The following is a 25340-nucleotide window of genomic DNA, read 5'->3' as shown; positions in this document are numbered from 1 at the left end:
CAGATCACCGCGATCCCGATCTCGGCCCTCACCGGCGACAACGTCGTGGAACCCTCCCCGCACATGGACTGGTACGGCGGCCCGACCGTACTGGAACACCTGGAAACGGTACCGGTCAGCCACAACACCGAACGGGACCCGGCCCGCTTCCCTGTCCAGTACGTCATCCGCCCGCAGACGTCCGTCCACCCCGACTACCGCGGCTACGCCGGCCAGATCGCCTCCGGCGTGCTGCGCCTCGGCCAGCCGGTGACCGTGCTGCCCTCGGGCCACACCACGACGATCACCGGGATCGACCTGCTGGGCACACCCGTCGAGGCCGCCTGGGCCCCCCAGTCCGTCACCCTCCACCTCGCGTCCGAACTCGACGTCTCCCGCGGTGACCTGATCGCCTCCACCGACACCGCCCCGGTCGCCGGCCAGGACGTCACCGCGGCGGTCTGCCACCTGCACGACATCCCGCTGCGGACAGGCCAGCGGGTGCTGCTGAAACACGCCACCCGCACCGTCGGGGCCGTCGTGAAGCAGATCCGCTCCCGGCTGGCCCTGGACGACCTCTCCCTCCACCCCGAACCCGGCGAACTGGCCGCCAACGACATAGGCCACCTCCGGCTGCGCACCGTCGAGCCCATCCCGCTGGACCCTTACGCCCTCTCTCGTCGCACCGGCTCTTTCCTGCTGATCGACCCCGCCGACGGCGCCACCCTGACCGCCGGCATGACCGGCAACGCCCTCAGGGGGGAAGAGCCGGTCCCACCGTCCTGATTCGCTCGCCGGAGTCCCCCGAACTCATGGGCACGGCGCAGACCACCGGCTTCTCCTCTCACGAGAGGGGAGGCCGGTGGTGCGTCCGCGTGCGCCGGCGGCCGGCCGGCCGTCAGTCGACGATCACGGACTGCTTGGTCTCGGCTCGCGTCTCCCCGTCCACGGGCGGCAGGGAAGCGCCCTCGGGGCCCTGTGCCGGACGGGCCGGCAACAGGAAGATCAGCAGGAAGATGACTCCGAGTACTCCGGCCACCCACCAAAGAGCGTTCTGGTAGGCGTCCACGTAGGCGGGGCCCAGCGAAGCCGGGGAGAGGTCATCACCGATCAGCGCGAAGAAGACGACCGAAGTCAGGCCGAGGCCCAGCGCGTTACCCATTTGGAGAGTCGTGTTGATGAGTCCGGAAGCGGAGCCCGAGTGTTCGCGGGGCACGTCGGCGAGCACCGCGTTGGTCAGAGGAGCCGTGATGAGCCCCATCCCTGTGCCGATCACCGCCAGCGGAAGGGCCATCTGCCAGGAGGTGATGTCCGCGCCGTACTGGTCGGCCGCCCAAGCGTAGGCGAGCATTCCGGAGGCCATGGTCAGGGCACCTGCCTGCAGCACCATCCTCCCGAACTTCGGCACCAGCATCTGCACGGAGAGGCCGGCCGCCACCGTGGTCGCGATGGAGAAGGGAATACCGGTCAGACCCGCCCGAAGAATGCTCCAGCCGAGCCCGATCTGCATGTACAGGGTCCAGACGAGGAAGAAGACGCCGGTCACGACGCCGAAGGCGATCTGCACGCCGATGCCGGCGCTGAAGCTCGGCATCCGGAAGAGGGACAGCTCGATGAGGGGCGAGTTGTCCTTGCGGGCCTTGCGCTTCTCGTAGGCCACGAGGACTCCCAGGACCACGAGGGAACCGGCCATCATCAGGTGTCCCCAGAGCGGCCAACCCAGTTCGCGGCCGCGGGTGAGCGGATAGACCAGCATCAGCAGCCCGAGGGTCACCAGCACAACGCCCACCAGATCCAGTCGGAGCGCATGCGGCGCCTTGGACTCCGAGACGTAGACGCGGCCGAGCACCAGCGCCGCGATGCCCACCGGCAGGTTGATGAGGAAGATCAAACGCCAGTCGAGGCCGAACAGGTCCCACTCGGTGAGCAGGGCGCCCAGGAGCGGACCGGAGATTCCGCCGAGGCCGACGATGGCACCGAACAGGCCGAAGACCTTGCCTCGTTCGTGGGCCGGAAACGTGGCGTGCACGATCGACAGCACCTGGGGGACCATCAGGGAAGCCGCGGCGCCCTGCAGCACCCTCGCCGTGACCAAGATTTCACTGTTGGGGGCGAACCCGCAGATCGCAGAGGCCAGGGTAAAGCTGGCGACACCTACGAGGAAGAGCCTCTTCCGTCCGAAGATGTCCCCGAGTCGCCCACCAGTGATAAGGCCGGAGGCGAACGCGAGCGCATATCCCGCGGTAATCCACTGGATCTGTCCGATTGTGGCATCCATATCCCGCTGGATGGACGGGATGGCAATGTTGACGATGGTGACGTCGACAAGGTCGATGAACGCTGCGGTCATGACGATGGCAAGAGCAATCCAACGTCGACTGTCCGGCTGAACACCTGTCTGTGTCAAGGGTGTTGGTGAGGTCATGGCGCAAGGCTACAGATCCTTTAGGTCAGCCAGTGTCCTAATTCCCGACCTCGCGCCCGCGTCCGGCCCCGCTCGTTCCTCGGCTCAGGACATGAGCAGTGCGCGATCCAGGAAGCATCCTGCTGGACGCGGTGCTCGCTGCCACCCTCGGCGGGGACGCGCCCGGCCGAACCTTCCGGGCTGAAATATTCCGTTCATTTCGATAACAACTGGTTATTGGATTCCCCGGCCAATAACGACCTACTGTCTAGGTTCGATGAGTAACCGTTCCGGAAGGCGTTGCCGTCCGGATTCACACACCTTCCGGCGGCCCTGCCGCACCTTGCGCTGAAAAGGGGAAAGAGATGAGCTCGGTCTGGTTGGTCACCGGTTCCTCCCGCGGTCTCGGTCGGCAGTTCGTGGAATCGGCGCTGGCCCGCGGTGACCGCGTCGTGGCGACCGCGAGGCGTACCGAATCGCTCACCGGTCTGGTCGCCTCGTACGGCGACGCGGTTGTCCCCCTCAAACTGGACGTGCGGGACCGGTCCGCCGTGACCGAAGTGGTCAAGCGCGCCGTGGAGCACTTCGGCCGCCTGGACGTCGTCGTGAACAACGCCGGCCACGGGCTGTTCGGCGCCGTGGAGGAGATCAGCGAGCAGGCGATTCGCGACCAGATGGAGACCAACTTCTTCGGCACCCTGTGGGTGACCCAGGCGGTCCTTCCATACCTGCGGGAGCAGGGCAGCGGACACATCGTGCAGATCTCCAGCACCAGTGGAGTGGTGGCCTTCCCCGCACTGGGTGGCTACCACGCCTCGAAGTGGGCGGTGGAGGGACTCAGCGAATCCCTGGCGCAGGAGGTATCGGCCTTCGGCATCAAGGTCACCATCGTCGAACCGGGGGGTTACAGCACCGACTGGGCCGGCTCCTCCGCGGTACGCACCGAGCCGAACGCCGTGTACGACGGTCTGCGCGAGACCTTGTCCTCCATTCCCGTCCGCATGGGGGACCCCGCCGCCACGGGTCCCGCCCTGCTGAAGATCGTCGACGCAGAGAACCCTCCGTTGCGCGTCTTCTTCGGCAGCCAGCCCCTCGACATGGTGAAATCCGTTTACACAGAACGGTTCAGGGTGTGGGAGGAGTGGGCCGGGCTGTCCGCCGAGGCCGAGGGGACATCTGCCTGACACGCCCGGACCGCATCACGATCGCTCCCGCCCCGTCGGTCCGGAGACCGCTGTCCGTCGAAGTCGCCACCGGGAGGACGGACATGCGCAACCCGACTCGGCTGCCGGCCGGCACCTGTCCCGACGCGACCGAGAACCTCTGGCAAACGACCGTGCGCCGCCGGCCGGGCATCTGCATCTGCTGGCCGGACGCGCCGCCCCGCGAACCCGGCGCCCGGACGGACCGGGAACACGGCGGAGGGCGTCCGGCCGTCACGGTGTACGGAAGGCCGGAGCGCCCTCCTCCCCTCTGCGCTCGTTCGCCGAAGGCTCCTGTCCGGCATCCCGCCGCCGCGTCCGGTGATCGCCGCAGCCGTCGGAGGCGGAGCTGCCGTGCCGACCGCGGCCCGGGCCCGGCCGGCACGGCGGCGCGGGAACCGACGCGCTCCCGGACTGTGCAGGACGGGCGGACGCGACAACCGAAGGCGCCGCCCGCGGCCAGCGGGCGGCGCAATCCCCGAGGGGGAATGTGAACGCTGGGCGGCACACGACATCCGGTCTGGTTTTCAGACCGCGTCTCCAGGTGGAGGTCGTGGACGGCGCGGGTGCCTTGCTGGTGTCCGGGCCGGGCGTGTCGGCGCTGTGCGGCACGGGGGTCGCGGGCCTGGTCCCGCTGCTGGACTGGACGCGAGACGTCGATCGGCTGTCGCCGACGCGGAGGGGTTTCTCCTGGCCGACGGGACGCACATGCGACGCACCGGTACCCCTGCGGCGGTAGCGGACCGCCATGGTGGCCAACCAGCCCTGCCTGCTGCCTGACGTACACCAGGACCAGTCGGCCGACCTTCCGTACGGGTTGCCACGGGTGCGTTCCGTGGCGTACCGGTCCGGCCACCCGGACGCGGCGCTGACCGGGAGTCCGTATCCGAGCAGGGGCTCCACCTACGCGCTGGAGCTGTACCTCACCGTGGACGGCCGTGGGGGGCTCGATCGAGCACCTGCACCTACGACCCCGCTGACCGCACCCTGCTCTCCCCGGCCGTGTGTCCGGAGGCCGTGGACGAACTGCCGGCCGAGGCCCCGGGGTGGCCGACCCGGCCTCGGGGCCGTCCGTGCTGATCACCATCACGGCCCGGTCCCGCCAGGCGACCGCCCAGCACAGCGAACCGGCAAATCTCCTATGGAGAATGTCGGTGCACTCCAGCAGAATCTGTACTTGGTCAGTGCAGCCATGGGACTCGGGCCATGCGCCCCGTCCATGGGCGATGGCGATTCATCCGCCGACGCACTCGGTCTGGACTGGCGCACGGAATCGAGCATGGGGGGGCGTGTTCGGCTTGCTGCCATCCGCAGACCGGTTCTCTGGGCAATCGGCGACCACCGACATGTACGACGACTGGCAGGTCCGCTGCGCCGAGAGCCTGAAGCGATTACTGGCCGGAGAGCGTGAGCCCGGTCGCGACCGCCGCAGACCGGACTCCCCGGAGCGCCAGGCGGTGCGCTCCCCCGGCTGTCCGGCAACGTCCTGAGGTCCGGCCCCCCTGGTACCTGCCGGCCTCCTGCGCGACCGCACCATGATCCGACGTGACCGAAGCTGCTTGGTGCACTTCGGTCTTTGAAACAATGTGGAGTGAGGAGCCTTCATGCGCCGGAGCCTTGAGCCCGGGCCCAGCCCGTCACACCTTCACAGACCAACGTCCGACAACAACCGGGCGCCGCGTATCGCGGTCACCATCACCTGGGTCGTCATCTGCGGCTTTTCCGCGGTCGCACTCACCCAGCTGCTGCAGGCAGACCCCTCGACGCCGGATCTCGTGCTCTCCCTCGCCCTGCTGTCGCTCCTGACGGGCATTCAGTTATGCCATTCCTTGCCTCTGCTCATGCCTCGCATCGCGCGGTATCGGAAGTGGAGTTTCGGCGCGCAGGTTGCGCTCACCTACCTGCCCCTCCTCCTGTTCAGCACCGCCTGGCTGGGCATGCCCGGTTTCCTCGCAGGCACCTCACTGCTGCTCCTCAAACCGGTGGTGTGCTGGATGGTCTTCATCTTCGTCATCATGTCCGTGGCATTCCTCCAGTTCACCATGGGATACGGCAGCGGCGACCTGGCCCACAGCATGCTGTCGACCTGCCTCACGGGACTCGTCGTCCACGCTTTGAGCCGGATGTCCTCTCTGGTACAGGAGGTGCAGGCCACTCGTGAGGAACTGACGCACATGGCCGTCATGCAGGAACGGCTGCGCTTCGCGCGCGATCTGCACGACCTGCTCGGCTACAGCCTGTCCGCCATCACGCTGAAGTGCGAGCTGACACACCGCCTGGTCAGGCAGCAGCCCGAGCGCGCCGAGGAGGAGATCACAGAGATCCTCCGGACTGCCCGCCAGGCGCTGTCGGACGTCCGCTCGGTCGCGAGCAGCCACCTGAGCATGAGTCTGCTGCAGCAGTTGGCCGCTGCTGAATCGATACTCCGCGACATCGACATCCACACGGAGATGCGTGTGGCGGTGGACCCGCCCGCCGGCTCTGTCGACACCGTGCTGGCGACCGTGATACGCGAGGGTGTCACCAACGTGCTGCGGCACAGCAAGCCGCAGCACTGCGTGATCGAGGCGGTGACCGAATCAGGGGAGATCCGCGTCACGGTACTCAACGACGGCGCGGACGCGGAGAGTCCGGACGTGACCGCTGGTGAACCGGACAAGGGCGGCAACGGGTTGCGCAACCTGACTACGCGCATGGAGTCCCTGGGCGGCCGTCTGGTCTCGGGGCCCAGGGCGGACGGCTGGTTCGAGTTGACAGCGACGGTGCCGCAGCACGATCCCGGGCGTTAGGCAGCGTCCGGCGGATCATGTGCCTGCCGGACCACCTGCTCGTTGTGCCCGGCACGGGCGGGGTGATCCGACGCATGCCGAGTGGGTGCGGCCGGAGCCGCACTCGCCGGTGTCGGGACAGCGTGACGGACGGTGGAAACGATCACCGCAAGGTGATCGACGGGATCTTGTTCCGAACCGGAACGGGCATACCGTGGCGGGACCTTCCCGAGCGTTTCGGCAGCTGGAAGACCGTCCACGAACGGCACCGGCGTTGGTCGGCGGACGGCACGTGGGACCGGATCCTGCGTGCCGTCCAGGCCGACGCCGGTCTCACGGACCGAATCGACCGGGGCACGGACAGCGTCGACTCGACGTCCTGCCGTGCCCATCAGCACGCGGCCGGCGCCCGAAAGAAGAAGCCACACGCCCCCGAAAAAGGACAACGCCCCGGCACCACCGCCCCCGACGAGGGGCTCGTTCGCTCCCGGGGCGGTCTGACCTGCGAGATCCGCCTCGCAGGTGAAGGCGGATGCCGGCCGATGGTCTTCCTGGTCGTACCCGGCCAGTGGGGCGACGCGCCGCAGATGATCGAGGTCCTCGAACGCATCCGCGTTGACCGCCCGCGGGGCGGTCGCCCTCGCGCCCGACCGGACCACCTGGGCGGCGACAAGGCGTACGGCTCACGCCGCAACGAGGTCGAGCGGACGATCCACAGACTCAAGAACTCCCGAGCCGTCGCCACCCGCTACGACGAGAGGGCCTACGTCTTCCACGGCACCGTCACTGCCGCGGCGATCCGCTCATGACTCCGGCCGCGATCCGCCGGACAGAACCCGGTCAGCCGACCCGCCCTACAGCCAACCCGACTCCCAGGCTATCCGTACGGCGTCCATCCGGTTCCGTGCCTTGAGCTTGACGACAGCCGCAGCCAGGTAGTTCCGCACCGTGCCCACCGAAAGGAACAGCATCTTGGCGATCTCCGGCACGTCCTCTCCCGAGGCGGCCAGTTTCAGCACCTCGGTCTCCCGTGCACTCAGCGGGTTGTCGTTGGCTTGGAGGGTGGCCACCGCGAGCTCGGGATCGATGACCTGCCGGCCGGAGGCCACCTGATGGATGGCGTCAGCCAGTTGATCGGGGTCGGTGTCCTTGAGCAGGAACCCCAGGACGTTCGCCTGAAGCGCACGGCGCAGATTGCCGGGCCTGCCGAGGTTGGTGAGGATGACCGTGCGGCACCCGGGCATCTCCTTGTGCAGCAGGGCGGCGGCGCTGATTCCGTCCAGGCGGGGCAGGTCTATGTCGAGTATCGCAACGTCCGGCCGCACCCCGAGCGCGACCGGCACGATCTCGTCACCGGACGCCACCTCGGCGACGACCTCTATGTCCGGCTCGAGTTCCAGCAGGGACACCAAGGCCCGCCGGAGAATCAACATATCTTCCGCAAGCAGAACCCTGACCATGATCCCCCCGGCATGACCTGTGTCCGAACAACATTCCCGTACGCGGGAGCGTACCCGACTCGTCAAAACCCGAATGGCTGCAGCACAGGCCCTTGGCCTCGGTCCTTCGTAACGGTTCGCCGACTCCGTTGGCGAACCGTTTCGCTTTGTGGGACTGAGGGTGGGCAGCCCGGCGCACCGACTCTCGTGACGGATGGACGCCGGGTTCCACTGCTCCGGGGTGGGCGGTGCTGTCGCGGGACGGCGAAGGGCTGCTCGTCGGTCGAGGTTGGGTAATCGGGCAAACCGGTCGGAGACAGCGGTGATGTGACCGTCGTGCGTGGAGTGCACGCTGTGCCAGGAGCCGACGGAGTACCCGGAGCCGTACGAGGGCATCACACTGTGCCCGGTCCACAGGTGACGGCCCCCTGTTCGAGCGAAGCCGAGAACTCGGGGAAGGCAGGAGGCCGAGCGCACGTCCTGCCCGGGCCGACGGCAGGGTCCCATGGGTTGGCAGACTGGCCCCGTGAGCAATGATCAGACGACGCCTGCCGCCGACGGTCCCTTCCGTTCCGAGCCGAGCGCCCGCGACGCGGCCCCCCAGTTCGTGCTGCCCCTGGTGGCGCGCATCGAGCGGTCGGCACCCCCGGCCCGCACGGACGCGCTGGAGACGGCGGCCCGCGCGGTGCTGACGATGCTGGCGGACGAGCGGTCGGCGGGCGAGGGCGAGTGGGCGCAGGCGGTGCGCGACTGGCAGGACGCCCGCATCCGCAAGGTGGTGCGCAGGGCCCGCGGCGCGGAGTGGCGCCGTGCGGAAGCCCTGCCCGGCATCACGGTCACCGGCACGTCGGCGGAGGTCCGCGTCTTCCCGCCCGTCCCGCTGGACGGCTGGCCCAAGGACCTGGCCCGTCTCCAGGTCTCCGGCACCGACCTGGACGACCCGGAGCCCCCGCCCCCGGCGGACCCCACGGCCCCCGTCCTCTGGCTGAACCCCGATCTCGGCATGTCGGCCGGCAAGGCGATGGCGCAGGCGGGCCACGCGGCCCAACTGGCCTGGTGGGAGCTGACCGACAAGGACCGCAGCGCCTGGCGCGACGCCGGCTTCCCCCTCTCCGTCCGTCCCGCCGCACCGTCCCACTGGACCGCCCTGGTCACCAGCGGCCTCCCCCTGGTCCGCGACGCGGGCTTCACGGAAATCGCCCCGGGCTCCAGCACGGTGGTGGCGGACCACCCGTCCCTGCGCTGACCCCGCCGGTGTGCGGTCACCGGGGCGGGGTGGTGAGGAAGTCGTTGATCTCGCGGACGACACGTTCGGGGGCGTCTTCCATGAGGAAGTGGCCGGCCCCGGGGACGACGACGAGCTCGGCGCCGGGGATGTGGTCGCTGAGCCGCTGCGCGTAGTGGAGGGGCTGCCACTGGTCCCCCTCGCCCCACACGATGCGGACGGGCATGGTCAGGCGTCCGAGCCTGTCGCTGATCTCCTCGGTGTACTTCGAGTCGTAGTGGCGCACTTGGTGCTCGAAGAAGGAGACGCGCCCCAGCGCCGACCGGTGGGGCGCCAGGTACGCCTGGAGGACGTCCCCCGTCATGAGCGACTCGTCGGCGACAGTCATCCTGAGCTGCCGGGTCAGCAGGGCGTCGAACGCGTCCTGCGTCATGCTCGGGAAGCCGTCCAGCTTCTCGTCGATGATTTTCCGCCAGGTCGAGGAGGGCCACGAGTCGTAGCTGACCGAGTCGATGATCATCAGTCGCCGCACCCGCTCGGGGTGGGCGACGGCGAAGCGCTGGCCGATGGCACCGCCGATGTCGTGAGCGACGATGTCGGCCTGGTCGACACCCAGCGCGTCGAGAAGGTGTTCCAGGAGGTCCGTCTGGGCGGCGACCGACGTGTCGCGGTCCACCGGCCGCTCGGAGAGGCCGTATCCCAGCAGGTCGTAGGTGACGGTCCGGAAACCGGCCGCCTCGACGTGCGGTACGACTTCGCGCCACTCGTAGGAGTGCGAGGGAGTGCCGTGGATGAAGATCACGGGCTCGCCCCGGCCGCGATCCCGGTAGGCCAGGCGCACTCCATCCACGATGAGGCTGTCGGTCAAGAGGGTCATCGTGCCTTCCTCGGGTTGCTGACGACGGAGGGGAGCACGGTCCGGCGGTTGCGGACCAGCCCCGTCCGATCCCTACACTAGGTAGACCAGTCTACCTAGTGACAGTGAAATCGAGGTGCGTGATGAAGGAGAGGGAGCGGACACCGGGCGCCGGGAGGCGACGGCCGGCCCGTGAGCGGGTCCTGGCCGCCGCGGCGCGGCGTTTCTACAGCGACGGGGTGACGGCGACCGGCATCGACACGATCACCGCCGAGGCCGGTGTGGCGAAGATGAGCCTGTACAACAACTTCTCCTCCAAGGCCGATCTCGTCCGGGCCTACCTGGACGCCCGGCACGAGGAGTGGCTGACGCGGTACCGTTCACGCCTTCAGCGGGCCGAAAGCCCTCGCGACGGCGTGCTGGCCGTCTTCGACACCTACGTCGACAGCGCCGCCTCCCCCCACGGGGACGGCTTCCGTGGGTGCGGACTGCTCAACGCCGCCGCGGAAATGCCCGCCGGGGACGAGGGGCGGGCTCTGGTGCGCCGGCACAAGGAGGAAGTGGAGCGCCTGATGGCCGGGCACCTCACGGAATTGCTGCCCGACCGTCCCGACGCCGCCCGCACCACGGCGGAGCATCTGGCCTTCCTCCTGGAGGGCGCGGTGACGCGCGCCGGCCTGGAAGGCGACAGCAGTCGCCTGCGGCGTGCCCGTGCCATGGCGGCGAGTCTGCTGGACCGGTTGTGACCGGGCCGGCCGTTCCCGCAGGGTCCGTCGGTGCGCTCGACGAACGGCCGTGGCCATCGCTCCTTCGCGCTCGGCTCCGCGGTCGCGTCCGGCCCTTCCTCTGTGCCGCTGCGCGGCCGGGCGGACCTTCCCGGTCACAGCGCTAGCGGTCGATGGTCGTCGCCTGTTGGTGGATGTGCAGAGGAATGAACAGAGCCACCGGATCCGGCCCGGCCCCGGGCGCCGGGTCACCGGCGCCAAGACTGCGGTTCGCTCTGAAGATCGCCGTTCGCGGGTGCTCGGGACCGTAGGTGAGTGCAGCGATCCGCAGCGCACGGGAGAAGAGTTCGCCGCTCTCCCGCGGCCGCCCTTGCATCCAGCGAATGCACCCGAGGCTGTTCTGGATCGTCGCGGTCCGCTGATGCCGATCGCCGTACGTCCGCTGCGAGTCCTCGAGGGCGAGGCTCTCCTGCGTCCAAGCCTCCGCGGTGTCCCCGGCGGCCGCCAGGCACATGCCCCAATGGCTGCGCACCACCGCGACCCTCGGGTGGTGTTCTCCGTACAGAGCCGTGGCCGCCCCGAGGGCGGCGCGGAGCGTCGCCGAGGCTTCCGCGACCGAGCCTTCGCGGGTCATCGCCGCGCCCGCGTTGGAGGAGAGCACCACCATGCGGGGGTGGTCCGGGAGGTAGAGCTTGAGGCCCGCCTTCAGTGCGGCACGGTGGTGACGGAGTGCCTGGGGCAGGTCACCGTCGTCCTGGGACAGCACACCGAGTCCCGTGAGAATCATCGGAACCCGCGGGTCCTCGTGCAGTTCGAGGCTCCCGCAGATCCGCAGAGCTTGGTCGAGTTGACCGCGGGCCGCACCGTACTCCCCCAGCACCTGGAGGGCTGCACCGAGATTCACGCGCACGGCCACGGTGCGGTCGTGCTCGCTCCCGTACACGTGCGTCAGCCCGGCGAGCGCGGTGTCCAGCTGATGCCGTGCTTCTTGCACGTCCCCCGCCAGGTGCAGAGCGCCCGCCAGGTTGTTGCGTCGCAGCGCGACGCGGCTGTCCCTCTCGCCGAAAGCCTGGACCGCCAGCCGCAGAGCCAGTTCGTAGGCGCGGCGGGCGTCGGCTATCTCCCCGAGATCCTGCTGGATGCGGCCCAGGATCCCGTACACCTTGGCTTGCAGCTCGACCGGCAGACGCGCGGTCGGAGCCGGCGCCAGTGCTTCCGTCACTCGCTCACGGGCCTCTCGTAGCCGGCCTTCCTCCTGCAGCAGGCGTCCCATGTCGATCAGAGCGGGGGCGAGAAGGCCCGCCCGGTCGGCGTTCCGCTTCCTCGAGTGGGCGAGAACCCGCTCGAACAGGTGCTGCGCCTCATCGGTCCGTCCGACATCCTGCAGTAACCGCCCGTAGGCGAGTTCGGTGCGCAGAAGCTGAGGGTCCGTGGGCTTGATGCCGCGAAGAAACCGGAGTGCCGAATCGAACAGGGTCTCCGCGGTTTTCAGTCGGGTGCTGGCGTGCAGGAAGACGGCGGTGCGCTCCAGGAGAGCCGCGAGTTCTCTCCGGGGAGTGTTGTGCCGGTACTCGGGCACGTGGTCGTGAACCGCCAGTACGTGGGGGAGCAGTGTGCCGGCCAGGGCCGCGTTCTCCGGCTCCCCGGCACTGACGGGGTACACGCTCAGCAGCCATCGCACCACGTCCGACACGAGTTCGGACGGGTGGGGGCCGGTACGGACGGCTCTCTGCCGGACCACCCACTGCACCAGTCGGTGCAGCGAGATCTCCTCGGGGGTGGCTTTGATCATGGAATACCGCCGCAGCGCGCTCACCGCCGCGAAGTACCGCGAGGGGTTGGTCACCACTCCGCCGAGGTGGCGGGGCAGGTGGCTCCCGGGCCGGCTCAGTACCCTTCGCGGGACCTGGTCGGGTGCGAGGAAGGCGCAGAACAGAAGGAGCCTGTAGGCGTCCGGGCAGGTCTTCTCGATCTTGTCCAGCGTCAGCATCCACGTATCGATGACGGTCAGCGCGTAGCCGACCGGCGGGCTCGCGGAGAGCGCGTCCCTGGGGCTGGTGGAGAGCAACCCGAGGTAGTCACGGACGTTGATGCCGGCTGCCTGGATGAAGGCTGCCGCCTGCTCCAGGGCCAAGGGCAGATTCCCCAGCCGCTGCCTCAGCTCTTTGATGTCCGTGGGGCTGCCGTAGTCGCGGGTGTCGCCGGTGCTGAGGCGTTTGTTGAGGAAGCCGCTGGCTTCCGCGTCCGTCAGTACGTCCAGGGACATGGCTGTCGCGACGTTGGCCCAGTTCGGATTCCGTGACGTGATGAGGACCCGTCCGCCCTCCGGCAGGGGATACACGTCGTCGGGGTGCTCCGCGTTGTCGTAGATGATCAGCCAGCGGCCGCGTCGCCGCAGCTCGGCGTACAGAGCTTCCGTCTGGCGACGCTCATCACCTGTCAGCGGGATGTTCAGCGCGGCGGCGAGTGCGGAGATGTCCGCCTGCATCACCGCGGGCTGCTCCGCCGCCACCCACCAGACGATGTCGTACGACGTCGCGTACCGGTGCGCGTACTCGATGGCTATCTGGCTCTTGCCCACCCCGCCCAACCCGTGCACCGCGGCCTGCAGGACCGTCACCGCCTGGAGGTGCTCGTGGAGTCCGCGCAGGTGGTGGAGCCGTCCGGTGAAGTGATCGTTGCGCGGGGGCACGTGGAAAATGCTCGGCGACACGGCGGGGAACCGAGGGGGTTCCACCCCGCCGCCGGCGGCACGGGGATAGCCCGGACGAGCCGTGGGGCGTCTGCGGCCGGGATCGAGATGGCCGAGAAGGACGGTCTGGGCCTCGTCCTCCGCACGGTCCTGCAAGTCGATCACCCCGCGGACTCTCATCTGCCGTGGGAGGTCGCACACTTCGGTCTGCACGCAGATGAGCCGGTCGCGGCCGTCAGGATCCTGGAGGAAGGCGGAAGTCCAGTCGTCCCGGCAGGCAGGAGTGGCGAGATAGGCGCGCGTCACCACGGCCAGTGTGAACTCGCAGCGGTCGAGAGCCTGGGCTTTACGGGCGACGATGTTCTCACCGGGCTTGAGGTCCCAGTCCTGGACGAAGACCTTGTAGCCGTTCTGCTCGAGTACCCAGCTGAGCCAGTGTGCCCAGGAGAGGTCGGCGGGATGGTAGCTGAGGTAGAAGTCTCCCCTGTCCACGGCGCCGCCCATCGCAGTCCCCCTTGTCGCGCACCGCGCTGAGGGATCAACGCGTAAGCGCCAATTGCCTCATGGTCCAGGTGACGGTGAGGCTCCGCAAGCCTTCTGCGGCACGGTCCAGTTCGGCCTGCAGGCCGTCCAGCCAGTCGGGGGAATACCGGGCGGCGAGGAACGGGTCCGAACGCCACACTCGCAGGTTGAGCGCGAACATCAGACCCACCTGTTGTGAGGTGGGCTGCACGGTCACCAGCTGCTGCCGGACCCCGTCGGCTCCGGCAGGACTCGCAGCGGTCAGCAGACGGCCGACGTCGAGGCGCTGACCGTTGTCCAGAAGCATCGACTGGACGACTTTCTGGTAGTCCTTGCCGGTTTCGTCGCTCGTTTCGACGGATTCGACCTCGTCGAGGAGGAGGCTGCCGCCCGGCGCCAGCTCGGCGACCCACGCACGAACCATGCGGGCCGGCTCCTTCAGATGCGTCAGAAGCAGCCGTGCGTAGAGGATGTCGGGCTGCTCGACCGGTAACGGGGTGACGGTGACATCGTGGCGGTGGAAGAGCATGCCGGGCAGGGCGCTCGCCGAAGCTGTCGCGAGGAAGCTCGCGGACCGGTCCAGGCCAAGGGTGCGATCCGGCTGCACGACTTCGTGCAGCAGTCGTGTGGAGTGCCCGGGACCGCAGCCCAGGTCCACCGCCAGTGATGCCCCGGGGGCGGCGTAGCGCTGCAGGAAAGCCCTGCTGCTCGGCTCGAAGACCCGGGCAACCGTCACCAGCCGCGTTTCCGCCGTCGTCGAGTCACCGAACTTGTACTTTGCCCTCAGGCCTTCCTGTCCCTTGTGAGAACCCATGAATCGCTCCCTCCGAAACAAGCCGTCGCGTGAGTCAAGTTCTCGGTCCCGGGCATGATGCCTCCAGGCTAGTGGTCCCGGGCGGCTCGCGGACCGGTCGCAGCCCCGGCGAAGCTGTGACCCTGCCGTACGTACAACCCTGACGGGGGGCGCGGGTTGGGAGACGGGATACCACAGGCGGCGGAGCCTCCTTTTCTTTTCATCAGTTATGCCGAGCCGGACCGCTCCTGGGCCGAGTGGGTGGCCTGGGAGTTGCAAGAAGCCGGATACCAGGTCCAGCTGGACCGCTGGGACTGGCGGAGCGGAGACAATCGGCAGGTCAAGCTGGGCCACGCCGTGGAGAACGGCCAGGTACTGGCGCTGTTCTCAGAGGCCTACTTCAATCCCCGCTACTCCACCGCGGATCACTGGGCCGCGGTCCTCGCCGCCGGGGACCGGCTCATCCCGGTGCGCATCGACGAAACCGAGCCGCCGAAGCTCCTCAGGCCGCTTCTGGCGCTGTCCCTGTACGGACTCGGCCATGAGAGCGCCCGGCGTGAACTGCTCAAGGTTCTCCACGCTCCCGGCAGACCGCAGAACCGACCGCCGTTCCCGGGCGCCACCGGTGACACCGCACGGGTCCGGTTCCCGGCGTCCCCGCCACCGAGCCGAAAGCCCGCCGACTGGAGCACCGGCGCATGCGTTCTGGTGGGGGTTCATACGTACCGGGAGCTGAGCGATCAACCCGCGATCAAAGGGAATCTGGAGGATCTGGGCAAGCTCCTGACGACCTCGTTCGGGATACCCCGGGACCGGTGCCTCATCGTGGACAACCCGCTGGATCCGCGCGCGGTCATCGACGCGATCGAACGGGCCGGCCGGGCCACCGCCTTCGAGAGCGGAATGCTCCTGGTGTACTACGCCGGTCACGGCATTCCCCACCCCCGTACAGGTCAACTGCTCCTGTCCGTCGCCGACTCACGCACCCCCTCCCCTCACACCTTCCTGCCGTTCGAGCAGATCCGAGAAGCGGTCGCCACCTCTCCGGCCTCCCAGCGTCTTGTGATCATCGACTGCTGCTACAGCGCCCGGGGGCTCGACGCGCTCGCTGCCGCCGGCCCTCTCCTCCCTCCGATCGAGGGGACGTTCCTCATGGCCTCTTCCGGCGCGACCGAGGTCTCCCTGGCACCGAGGGGAAGAACGCGCACCGCTTTCACCGACGCTCTCCTCGGCATCCTCGAGCGGGGCCTGCCGGGTGGACCGCCCCTCCTGGACGCGGAATCACTGTTCGAGGGGGCGCGGCGGGTCTGCGCGGACAGGAAATGGCCCAGACCGCATCGCCAGGTACGCAACGACGGCCACCTGATCCCCCTCATTCCCAACCGCTGGCATCCCGGTCCGCCGCCGGCAGCCGACTGAATCGAGACGGAGCGCCGCATGACGGAGTTCGAGTTCCACGTTGATCCGGCCGACATCGCGATCCGCGCCGGTCTCGAACGATGGCTCTTGGAGGATGACCGGCTGCGCGGCTCTCTGCGCTTGAACACGACGTCACCCCGGCGGAGTCCGGCGCACGACGAGTACCTGGGCGACCCTCTGTCCATCCTCGCCGTGGTGCTCTCCACGACCCTGGCCCTGCCCGCCTTCCTGGACAGTGTGCGCCGATGGTTCGCGACCCGGCCCCCACAGGCCCCGCCACTGACACTGACGCGCGGAACGGTCACCGTGCTGATTCCGCAGGACATGGATACGGCCAAGGTCGCTGAACTGGCGGACGCGCTGGCCTCGGCAGAGTCGCCTCAGCCGGCCGATGACGCTGTCGACGACGCTTCCGAGGGATCGTCAGGGCCGTCGAGCACTTGAGGCCATCCCCCGGAGCCGGCGAGTTCCGGCCCGCCTGGGAGGAAGAGGGCCGCGGGAGATCCGCCGTGGAGACACGTTGAGGGGACGGCCTGTCCAAGACCGTCCCGTGCAGAAATGGTGGGTCCGTCGCTCGTACTTCCCGGGACCCGTCCGGCGGCTCCAGCCCGGAAGCTCAAATGTTGCTCTGAAGGTGGCCGCGGCGCGGTTCGGGCGTGGACTTCGGGGCCATACCCCTGTCACGTCCGGACGGACGCCCGGCGGGGGCCGACGGGGGCCGACGGGGTGGCCGGTCGAGGAGGGGGACAGCGACATGGAGCGACTCGGGACGGGGATCGGGTGGCGACCGGAGATCGCCGGGGACGTCGAGCGGATGCCGGGGATCGACTGGGTCGAGGTGGTGGCCGAGAACGTGTGTCCCGGGCATGTCCCCGAGTCGTTGCTGCGGCTGCGCGAACGCGGGGTGACCGTCGTTCCGCACGGGGTCGCGCTCGGGCTCGGTGGGGCAGAGCGGCCGGACGCGGGACGGCTGGAGGCGCTCGCCGAGCGGGCCGCGGCACTCCGGTCGCCGCTGGTCACCGAGCACATCGCGTTCGTGCGGGCGGGTGGGCCGCTCAGCGCCTCCCCTCGGCTCGAGGCCGGTCACCTGCTGCCGGTGCCGCGCACCAGGGACGCGCTCGACGTGCTGTGCGAGAACGTCCGGATCGCCCAGGACGCCCTGCCCGTACCGCTCGCCGTGGAGAACATCGCGGCGCTGTTCTCCTGGCCCGGTGAGGAGATGTCCGAGGGCCAGTTCCTGTACGACCTGGCCGACCGCACCGGCGTACGGCTGCTCATCGACGTGGCGAATCTGCACACCAACCACGTCAACCGCGGTGAGGACCCGGCGAAGGCGCTCGCGGAACTGCCCCTGGAGGCCATCGCGTACGTCCATGTCGCGGGCGGCGTCGAGCGGGACGGCGTCTGGCACGACAGCCACGCCCACCCCGTGCCCCGGCCGGTACTGGACATCCTCACCGACCTCGCCTCCCGGGTCTCCCCTCCCGGCGTACTCCTGGAACGGGACGAGAACTTCCCCGGACCGGGCGAGCTGGAACGGGAGCTGACGGCCATTCGGGAGGCGGTGGAGAAGGGGGCGACCACACGGAGCACGGCACAGGCGAAGAACTCCGGCTCCGTTTCCGGCTCCGTAAGGGAATCCGGCTCCTGCGAGCCCGCGCGGCAGCGGGTCGCGCTCGCCCAGGCGGCGGTGCTGTCCTCGCTGGTCGCCGGGACGCCCGTGCCCGAGGGGTTCGACCGGGTGCGGATGGCCGTGCAGGCGCGGGCGCTCGCCGCGAAGCGGGCGGATGTCGTCGCCAAGGTGGTGCCCGAGCTGCCGGTGATGCTCGGCGAGCGGTACCGGGCGGCCTTCCTCGCCCATGCGCAGAAGCGGCCGATGACCGGGGGTTACCGGCAGGACGCCCTGGACTTCGTCGAGCAGTTGCTGCTCGCCTCCGGGCAGCGGGAACGGCAGGACGAGCAGGTGGCCCTGCGGGAGTTGCGGGAGTGGTGGCTCGAGCGGTCCGGGCCGGTGCCGCGGTCGCGCCGGCCCGCGGTGCGGCTGGCGCGCGCCACGCGGCGGGTGCTGCTGCGGCGTTGAGGCCGGGGCACTCGAGCCGGAGCGGGGCCCGTTTCCGGCACCCGGCCGGTCAAACGGAACGTCACGTGCAGACAACACTCCGTCCGGATGGTGAACAGGGCATGGTGCTTCCGGGACCGTGTCGTTTACAAACAAGTCATGCTCTGGGTGCTCCTCCTGCTCGTCTCATGGGCCGTCGCCGGCGTCGCGTGCACACGGTTGTGCCTGGCCGCCGTCCGCGCGGCGGCCGTCCAGGACGTGGACACGGCCGGGAGCGGGGGGCGTGATCTGACGCTGTACGAGACGGCGTTCCTGTCCGGCGGCCCCCGGCGGGTCGCCGACGTCACCCTGGTCGCGATGGCGCGTCAGCGCCGGCTGCTGCTGGCCCACACCGGCTGGGCGACCGTGGTCGATCCGCTCGGGCGGGACGACATGGAGCGGTCGGTGATAGGGGTCATCGGGCCGGAGGGGCAGTCCCCCATCGCTCCGGTACGGGCCGCCGCGGCGGCGACGGACGCGGTGCGCGGCCTCGCCGACCGGCTGGAGCGGGCTGGGCTGGCCGTGTCCGACGGCGCGGCCACGACGATCGTCGACGGCATACGGCGGGTGCGGCTCGCCGCGCTGGCCGTGGCCGGACTGGGCGCCGTCGCGCTGCTGTTGCCGGCCGCGTCGTACCTGCCTCGGCATCTGGTCGCCCTGTGGTTCGCACTGCCGCTGACGCTGACCCTGAGCTGCCTGGTCATCGCACGGATCGAGGTCCCCCCGCACGCGCTGTGGGCCTCCCCCGCCGGCCGGCGTCTGCTGGGTCCCCTGCCCAGGGCCAAAGTGCGCGCCACCGCCGCCGGCGACGACCGTACGTACCTCACGTCGGTGGCCGTGCACGGCATCCGCGCGGTCGGCGAACCGGATCTGCGTGCGGCCTTCGCCCATCGCGAGCACCACCCGGGCCACGCTCCGGGGCACCGTCCGGACGACGCCTGCGACCGTCACCGCACGGAGGACGACCCCGGCTCCGGTTCCGGAGGCGCGCGGGAGCACTGACGGCGACACCCGCCGACGGTGCCCGCCCCGTCCCGCCCGCCGGACGAAGCGTCCCTGGTGTCGGTCGCCGTGCACCGAGGGGAACGCGATGAGCACTGCCGTCGTCCACGCGGCCGCCGGGTCCTCGCTGCTCACCGCCCCGGCCGTCGCACCGGCCGGGTCCCGGGGCGGCGCGCGTCCTGCGCGCCGCGCCCGGAGCCGGAGGCGCGTGCGGTCGCGCCGGCCGGGAAGGCGACACCCGCCCGGCCGACGGCCCGATCAGGCCCGATCGGAATCGACCAGACCCGTTTGAGCCTGATCGGGCCCGCCCGTCCAAGAACGGGCGGGCCCGATCACAGTCGCTCAGGCGAGGCCCGCGACGAGTTCCGCGATGTCCTTGCGGCGGCCCGTGTAGAACGGGATCTCCTCACGGACGTGCATCCGCGCCTCGGAGCCGCGCAGGTGCCGCATGAGGTCGACGATGCGGTACAGCTCGTCGGCCTCGAAGGCGAGGACCCACTCGTAGTCGCCCAGGGAGAACGAGGGGACCGTGTTGGCGCGCACGTCGGGGAAGCCGCGGGCCATCTTGCCGTGGTCGGCGAGCATGCGGCGGCGGTCCTCGTCGGGCAGCAGGTACCAGTCGTAGGAGCGCACGAAGGGGTACACGCTCACGTACGCGCGGGGCTCCTCGTCGGCGAGGAACGCCGGGATGTGCGAGCGGTTGAACTCGGCGGGCCGGTGCAGCGCCATGTTCGACCAGACCGGGGCCAGCGCACGGCCCAGCCTGGTGCGGCGGAAGAGGTTGTACGCCTCCTGGAGCTGGTCGCTGCTCTCGGCGTGCCACCAGATCATCAGGTCGGCGTCGGCGCGCAGACCGGAGACGTCGTACGTGCCGCGGACCGTGACGTCCTTGGCGGCGAGCTGGTCGAACAGTTCCTGGACCTCGTCGGCGTACCCGGCGCGGTCCTCGGGCAGCACGTCCTTCAGCTTGAAGACGGACCAGAGGGTGTAGCGGATGACCTCGTTCAGGTCCTTGGCCAGCTTGCCCTTGTTCGGGATCCGGTCGGGTGCGGGGGTGGTGGCGTCGTCGGTCATGTCCCTTATTCTCCTGCTCCTCCGTGGAGGGTTTTCACCGGGTGGTGGTGACGTCCCGCACGTCGTGCGGGACGTCACCGTGGATCTGGTCGGCGGCGTCGTACGCGCTCGCGATGCACGCGGGGATGCCGACGCCGTCGTAGGCCGCGCCGCACACGGCCAGCCCCGGGAGGGCGGCGAGGTGCTCGCGGACGCGGGCCACGCGCGCGTGGTGGCCGACGGGGTACTGGGGCAGGCCGTCCTGCCAGCGGGTGACGCGGGTGGCGACCGGGGTGGCGTCCAGGCCGGTGGCGGCCAAGAGGTCGTGCCGGGAGACCTCCACGAGGCCGGCGTCGTCACGGCCGAGGATCTCCGTCTCGCCGTGCCGGCCGACGGAGGTGCGCAGGACCATGAGCTCTGGGTTCTCCTCGTCGATCCAGCCCCATTTGTGCGAGGCGAAGGTGGACGCCTTGATGGTGCGGCCGTCGACCGGCGGCACCAGGAATCCGCTGCCCGCGGGCAGATCGGTCTCCGCGCGGCGGTAGGCGAGCGTGATGAGCGCCATGGAGGCGTACTCGACGCCGGCCAGCTCGGCGGCGGCGCCGGGCGCCTCGGCGCGCAGCAGCCGGGCGGCGGCCGGGGCGGGCACGGCGACGACGACCGCGTCGGCGTGCAGCTCCCGCTCCCCGGTGACGACCCGCCAGCCGCCGGCCGGCTCCCGGCGCAGTTCGGTGACCGGGGTGCCGGTGCGGATCTCCCCGCCGCGGGACCGCACGGACTCGGCGACGGCGAGCGGGAGGGTGCCCACACCGCCCTCGATGCCCATGAACACCGGTCCGGTCTGCTGCGCGGTGGCGGCCCTGGCCTGGATCTCGCGGACGCCCTCGGTCAGGGAGGTGTGGGTCCGCGCGGCCTGGAACAGCTGGGGGACGGCGGAGCGCATCGAGATGCGGTACGCGTCGCCCGCGTACACCCCGCCCAGCAGGGGTTCGACCAGCCGGTCGACGACCTCGCGGCCGAGCCGGGCCGCCACGTACTCGCCGACGGCGACGTCGTCGCCGACCTCGGTGCGGGGCAGCTCGGCGTCCTGTCCGATCCGGGCGAGGCCTTCGTCGGAGAGCACCCCGGCCAGGGCGGCGGCGGTGCCGGGGACGCCCATGACGTGGCCCTTGGGCATGGGGCGCAGTGCGTCGCGGGTCCACAGCGACGCGGTCGCGGTGGCCGGGGGCCGGAGCCGGCCGGTGAGGCCCACCTCACGGGCGAGGGTCACCGCCTCCGGGCGGCGGGCCAGCATCGACTCGGCGCCCAGGTCCACGCGCGCGCCCGCGATCTCGCCGGGCAGCAGCTTGCCGCCGACCCGCTCCGAGGCCTCCAGCACGGTCACCCGCGCCCCGCGCCCGAGCAGCCGGTGCGCGGCGGCCAGCCCGGCGATGCCGGCTCCCACGACGACGACCCGCTGCTCCGCACCCGTGTGTGATCCGCTCATGGCTCCACCCTCTCAGATGCCGTCGGCGGCCCCACCAGGGCCGTACGGCCCTCCCGAGTCCCTACCGTGACCGCTTCGGGACCTTTCCGCGCCATCGTTCCGCCGCCCTCCGGCGTCGAAGGAACGTCAGTGGTCACCAACCCGGGGGGAACCCACATGCGCACACGACGATCCGTACGGCCGGCACACGCCACGACGGGCCTGCTGCTGGCCGCCGCGCTCGCCCTGGCCGGATGCAGCGGCGCGGGCTCCGACTCCGGCGCGTCCGACGGCAAGGCCGCCCACGCGCAGGCCGACGCCCGGGCGGACACCGAGGAAGGGGCGAAGGAAGGGGCGGCGCGGGACGGGGCCGCCGGCAGCTCGGCGGACGGCTCGCGGGCGACGGCGCCGCCCGCGGACAGGGACACCGCCACGAGCCACATCATCCGCACCGCCTCGTTGACCGTGCGGGTGAAGGACGCGCCGACGGCGCTGGCCGAGGCGCGCACCACCACCGAGAACGCGGGCGGCTACGTCGGCGACGAGACCACCCGTCAGGACGAGGAGGGGCACGAGCTCACGCGCGTGGTGCTGCGCGTTCCCGCCGAGAAGTACGACAAGGTCCTCGCGGACCTCGAGGGCTCCGGTGAACTCGTCGAACGCAGCGCGAAGGCGGAGGACGTCACCGACCAGGTCGTCGACGTCGAGAGCCGGATCAGGACGCAGCGCGCCAGCGTGGTCCGGATCCGCGAGCTGATGGACCGGGCCACCCGGCTCAGCGACGTGGTCACCCTGGAGGGCGAACTCAGCACCCGCCAGGCCGACCTGGAGGCCCTGCTCGCCCGGCAGGAGTCCCTGAAGGACCGCACCGGCCTGGCCACCATCACCCTGACCCTGTCCGAGACGCAGGTGGAGCGGAGCACCGAGGACGACGACCCCGGGTTCCTGGACGCGCTCGCGGGCGGCTGGGACGCGTTCGTGACCATGCTGCGCTGGCTGGCGGTGGCGATCGGCGCGGCGCTGCCGTTCGCGGCTCTGGCGGCCCTGCTCGTGCTGCTGTGGCTGAAGGCCGTACGCCCCCTGACCCGCCGCGCACAGCCGGCGGCACCCGCTTCCCCGGCCGTTCCCGCCTCCCGGACCTCGTCCGCGCGTGCGACGGCCCGGACCCCGGACGAGGCCCCGGAGCCGGATGCGAAGTGACCGGTCCCCGTAGCGTGGTCGTATGACCACGAGTACGAACACAGGGACGAGTACGGGTACGGGCACGGGCAGCGGCGCGGGTCCGGCCGCGAAGGGACCGGAACGCCTGGTGGTGATCGGCGGCGACGCCGCGGGGATGTCCGCGGCGTCGCAGGCGCGCCGGCTGAAGGGGCCGGAGGAGCTGGAGATCGTGGCGTTCGAGCGCGGGCGCTTCACGTCCTTCTCGGCCTGCGGCATCCCCTACTGGGTGGCCGGTGACGTCGCCGAACGCGACGAACTGATCGCCCGCACGCCCGAGGAGCACCGCGCGCGCCACATCGGCCTGCGGATGCGCACCGAGGTGACGGAACTCGACCCCGGCCGGGGGCGGGTGCGCGCGCGGGACCTCGATTCCGGCACCGAGTCCTGGACGTCGTACGACAAGCTCGTGATCGCGACCGGCGCGCGGCCGATCCGCCCGGAGCTGCCCGGCATGGACGCCCCCGGTGTGCACGGGGTGCAGACCCTGGACGACGGCCAGGCCCTGCTCGACACACTGGAGCGCACGAGGGGCCGCCGCGCGGTGGTCGTCGGCGCGGGGTACATCGGTGTGGAGATGGCCGAGGCGATGATCAAGCGCGGCTACGAGGTGACCGTCGTCAACCGCGGCCAGGAGCCCATGGCGACCCTCGACCCCGACATGGGGCGCCTGGTGCACAGGGCGATGGAGGGCCTGGGCATCACCATGGTGAACGACGCCGAGGTCACCGGACTGCTCACCGGGGACGACGGCAGGGTGCGGGCCGTGACCACCGCGGACGCCGAGTATCCGGCGGACGTGGTGGTGCTCGGCATCGGGGTGCGGCCGGAGACGGGCCTGGCGCGGGCGGCGGGGCTGCCCCTGGGGGAGCACGGCGGCCTGCTCACCGACCGGTCGATGCGGGTCCGCGGGTACGAGAACATCTGGGCCGGCGGCGACTGCGTGGAGGTGCTCGACCTGATCTCCGGTCAGGAGCGGCACATCGCGCTCGGCACGCACGCCAACAAACACGGCCAGATCATCGGCTCGAACGTCGGCGGCGACTACGCCACCTTCCCGGGCGTGGTCGGTACCGCGGTCAGCAAGGTCTGCGACCTGGAGATCGCGCGCACCGGTCTGCGGGAGAAGGACGCTCGCCGCGCGGGGCTGCGGTTCGAGACGGTCACCATCGAGTCGACCAGCCGCGCGGGCTACTACCCGGGCGCCTCCCCCATGACGGTGAAGATGCTCGCCGAACTGCGCACGGGCCGCCTGCTCGGGGTCCAGATCGTCGGCCGGGAGGGCGCGGGCAAGCGCGTCGACATCGCGGCGGTCGCCCTCACCGCCGGGATGACGGTGGAGCAGATGACGATGCTGGACCTGGGCTACGCCCCGCCGTTCTCCCCCGCCTGGGACCCGGTCCTGGTGGCGGCCCGCAAGGCCACCACGAAGATCCGCGCCACGGTGGGACGGCCGTCGCCGCGTACGCCCTGACAGCCGTCCGGCCTACGCGGTCCCGTTGATCCGTTCGATCGCCTGCCGCGCCTGCTCCGCCGGAGGCCGCGCATGGTCCGCCGCGGGCCGGGGCGGCAGGGACGACACGGAGGCACTGGTGCCGCCGGTACCGGCGAAACCGGCCGCACCGGTGCTCCCCGCGCTCACGGCGGCCGGCGGTTGCTCCCCCGCCGGCTTCGCGTGCGCGGCGGTGGCCCGCGCCGAGCGCAGGCGGTGGCCCACCGCCTCGTCCAGCGTCACCGGCCGCTGCATCCGGGAGGCGAGCCGCCCCGCCTCCTGGCCCAGCCGGGCGATGTCCTCCCAGGAGAGGCGCACCACGAGCGTGAGTTCCGCCTCTCCGTCGGGCAGCGCCTGCATCGCAGCGGTCACTCGGTCGTTCATGGCCCGTTCCTCACGTCGGCCCCGCGGCCCCTTCCCCGCGCCGCAGGCAGTTGGGAAGGGATACGCAGGGCCGGACGGCGGTGTTCAGCGGAGCGGCGGATTCACCGGCGGGGACAAGGGCACAAGTGGGACGTGGTCATCCCCGTTCATGACGTGAATCCGGCACGGCGCACCCCGTGGGTCACCTACGCGCTGCTCGCCGCGAACTTCGTCGTCTTCGTGTTCTTCACGCCCGGTGTCGTCGGCTCGCTGACGGGCAGCGGGAGCAGCATCGCGGAGCTGTGCGACCTCCAGGCGTTCCTGGACCGGTACGCGGCCGTGCCGCAGGAACTGATCCACCACCACATGCCGCGTCTGGTGCCCACGGGCGAGACGGGGGTGGGCCCGCAGGGGCCGGGGTGCGTGGTGGGGCCGCCGGCGTACGACAAGTCCCCCGAGCTGAGCGTGTTCACGGCGATGTTCCTGCACGGCGGCTGGCTGCACCTGCTGGGCAACATGCTCTTCCTGTGGATCTTCGGCAACAACATCGAGGACCGCATGGGGCATGTGCGGTACCTGCTGTTCTACCTCGTCTGCGGGTACGCGGCCGCATACGGATTCGCAC

Annotated in this window: 18 protein-coding genes and 3 pseudogenes; 13 read left to right on the top strand and 8 right to left on the bottom strand. The window is 70.5% G+C overall.

Features of this window, described 5'->3' with window-relative positions:
* A pseudogene (locus ACIF80_RS37065) lies at positions 1-765 on the top strand (hypothetical protein); the annotation flags it as partial.
* A gap of 112 nt (positions 766-877) precedes the next feature.
* Here the strand turns inward: ACIF80_RS37065 and ACIF80_RS37060 are convergent.
* The gene (locus tag ACIF80_RS37060; protein WP_399813346.1) at positions 878-2404 is read right to left on the bottom strand and encodes an MFS transporter; all 1527 of its coding nucleotides are present in this window, start codon (positions 2402-2404) and stop codon (positions 878-880) included.
* 344 nt (positions 2405-2748) lie between these two features.
* Between ACIF80_RS37060 and ACIF80_RS37055 the strand changes: the two genes are divergently transcribed.
* The 3 genes and pseudogenes from ACIF80_RS37055 to ACIF80_RS37045 all read left to right on the top strand — a co-directional run bounded on the left by ACIF80_RS37055 (position 2749) and on the right by ACIF80_RS37045 (position 7162).
* On the top strand, positions 2749-3567 hold the full coding sequence (locus ACIF80_RS37055) for an SDR family oxidoreductase (protein WP_399813343.1): 819 nt from the start codon (positions 2749-2751) through the stop codon (positions 3565-3567).
* A 1622-nt stretch (positions 3568-5189) separates the two neighbouring features.
* Positions 5190-6374, top strand: coding sequence for a sensor histidine kinase (locus ACIF80_RS37050; protein WP_399813340.1), 1185 nt, complete (start codon positions 5190-5192; stop codon positions 6372-6374).
* Between the two features lie 19 nt (positions 6375-6393).
* A pseudogene (locus ACIF80_RS37045) lies at positions 6394-7162 on the top strand (IS5 family transposase).
* Positions 7163-7207: 45 nt separating this feature from the next.
* On the opposite strand, the gene ACIF80_RS37040 reads toward ACIF80_RS37045, so the two are convergent.
* On the bottom strand, positions 7208-7813 hold the full coding sequence (locus ACIF80_RS37040; protein ID WP_399813337.1) for a DNA-binding response regulator: 606 nt from the start codon (positions 7811-7813) through the stop codon (positions 7208-7210).
* A gap of 505 nt (positions 7814-8318) precedes the next feature.
* Here ACIF80_RS37040 and ACIF80_RS37035 point away from each other — a divergent pair.
* Positions 8319-9038, top strand: coding sequence for an aminoacyl-tRNA hydrolase (locus ACIF80_RS37035; RefSeq protein WP_399813335.1), 720 nt, complete (start codon positions 8319-8321; stop codon positions 9036-9038).
* 16 nt (positions 9039-9054) lie between these two features.
* Here the strand turns inward: ACIF80_RS37035 and ACIF80_RS37030 are convergent, their stop codons facing one another.
* A complete protein-coding gene (locus tag ACIF80_RS37030; RefSeq protein ID WP_399813332.1) occupies positions 9055-9894 on the bottom strand; it encodes an alpha/beta fold hydrolase in 840 nt (279 codons plus the stop codon).
* A gap of 122 nt (positions 9895-10016) precedes the next feature.
* On the opposite strand from ACIF80_RS37030, the gene ACIF80_RS37025 reads away from it, so the two are divergent.
* Positions 10017-10619 carry a TetR/AcrR family transcriptional regulator gene (locus tag ACIF80_RS37025; RefSeq protein WP_399813329.1) on the top strand — a complete coding sequence of 201 codons (603 nt, stop codon included), beginning with the start codon at positions 10017-10019 and terminating at the stop codon, positions 10617-10619.
* Positions 10620-10761: 142 nt separating this feature from the next.
* Here the strand turns inward: ACIF80_RS37025 and fxsT are convergent, their stop codons facing one another.
* Both fxsT and ACIF80_RS37015 read right to left on the bottom strand, forming a co-directional pair.
* Positions 10762-13794 (bottom strand): FxSxx-COOH system tetratricopeptide repeat protein, encoded by a 3033-nt coding sequence (gene fxsT, locus ACIF80_RS37020; protein WP_399813326.1) that lies wholly within the window; start codon positions 13792-13794, stop codon positions 10762-10764.
* A gap of 34 nt (positions 13795-13828) precedes the next feature.
* On the bottom strand, positions 13829-14626 hold the full coding sequence (locus ACIF80_RS37015; protein WP_399813323.1) for a class I SAM-dependent methyltransferase: 798 nt from the start codon (positions 14624-14626) through the stop codon (positions 13829-13831).
* Positions 14627-14782: 156 nt separating this feature from the next.
* Here ACIF80_RS37015 and ACIF80_RS37010 point away from each other — a divergent pair, with 156 nt between their 5' ends.
* The 4 genes from ACIF80_RS37010 (at position 14783) to ACIF80_RS36995 (ending at position 19124) form a co-directional block, all read left to right on the top strand.
* Complete coding sequence (locus ACIF80_RS37010) at positions 14783-16024, top strand: TIR domain-containing protein (RefSeq protein WP_399813320.1); 1242 nt, start codon at positions 14783-14785, stop codon at positions 16022-16024.
* Positions 16025-16042: 18 nt separating this feature from the next.
* The gene (locus ACIF80_RS37005) at positions 16043-16468 is read left to right on the top strand and encodes a hypothetical protein (RefSeq protein ID WP_399813317.1); all 426 of its coding nucleotides are present in this window, start codon (positions 16043-16045) and stop codon (positions 16466-16468) included.
* Between the two features lie 310 nt (positions 16469-16778).
* Positions 16779-18104, top strand: a complete 1326-nt coding sequence (locus ACIF80_RS37000) for a DUF692 domain-containing protein (RefSeq protein ID WP_399813314.1) — start codon at positions 16779-16781, stop codon at positions 18102-18104.
* Positions 18105-18242: 138 nt separating this feature from the next.
* The gene (locus ACIF80_RS36995) at positions 18243-19124 is read left to right on the top strand and encodes a TIGR04222 domain-containing membrane protein (protein ID WP_399813311.1); all 882 of its coding nucleotides are present in this window, start codon (positions 18243-18245) and stop codon (positions 19122-19124) included.
* 342 nt (positions 19125-19466) lie between these two features.
* On the opposite strand, the gene hemQ is transcribed toward ACIF80_RS36995, so the two are convergent.
* Both hemQ and hemG read right to left on the bottom strand, forming a co-directional pair.
* On the bottom strand, positions 19467-20198 hold the full coding sequence (gene hemQ / locus ACIF80_RS36990) for a hydrogen peroxide-dependent heme synthase (RefSeq protein ID WP_399813309.1): 732 nt from the start codon (positions 20196-20198) through the stop codon (positions 19467-19469).
* A gap of 5 nt (positions 20199-20203) precedes the next feature.
* Positions 20204-21663: pseudogene (gene hemG, locus ACIF80_RS36985) on the bottom strand (protoporphyrinogen oxidase).
* Between the two features lie 156 nt (positions 21664-21819).
* Here hemG and ACIF80_RS36980 point away from each other — a divergent pair.
* Positions 21820-22842, top strand: coding sequence for a DUF4349 domain-containing protein (locus ACIF80_RS36980; protein ID WP_399813306.1), 1023 nt, complete (start codon positions 21820-21822; stop codon positions 22840-22842).
* A 22-nt stretch (positions 22843-22864) separates the two neighbouring features.
* A complete protein-coding gene (locus ACIF80_RS36975; protein ID WP_399813303.1) occupies positions 22865-24334 on the top strand; it encodes an FAD-dependent oxidoreductase in 1470 nt (489 codons plus the stop codon).
* 12 nt (positions 24335-24346) lie between these two features.
* Here the strand turns inward: ACIF80_RS36975 and ACIF80_RS36970 are convergent, their stop codons facing one another.
* A complete protein-coding gene (locus tag ACIF80_RS36970) occupies positions 24347-24736 on the bottom strand; it encodes a hypothetical protein (RefSeq protein WP_399813301.1) in 390 nt (129 codons plus the stop codon).
* A 132-nt stretch (positions 24737-24868) separates the two neighbouring features.
* Between ACIF80_RS36970 and ACIF80_RS36965 the strand changes: the two genes are divergently transcribed.
* A partial coding sequence (locus ACIF80_RS36965) for a rhomboid family intramembrane serine protease (RefSeq protein WP_399813297.1) occupies positions 24869-25340 on the top strand: 472 nt, incomplete at its 3' end.

This window comes from Streptomyces sp. NPDC085927 (assembly GCF_044540975.1).
GTDB classification, from domain to species: Bacteria; Actinomycetota; Actinomycetes; order Streptomycetales; family Streptomycetaceae; genus Streptomyces; species Streptomyces hirsutus.
The sequence above is the reverse complement of the archived record's forward strand: the minus strand, read 5'-3'. Positions and strand labels throughout refer to the sequence as shown.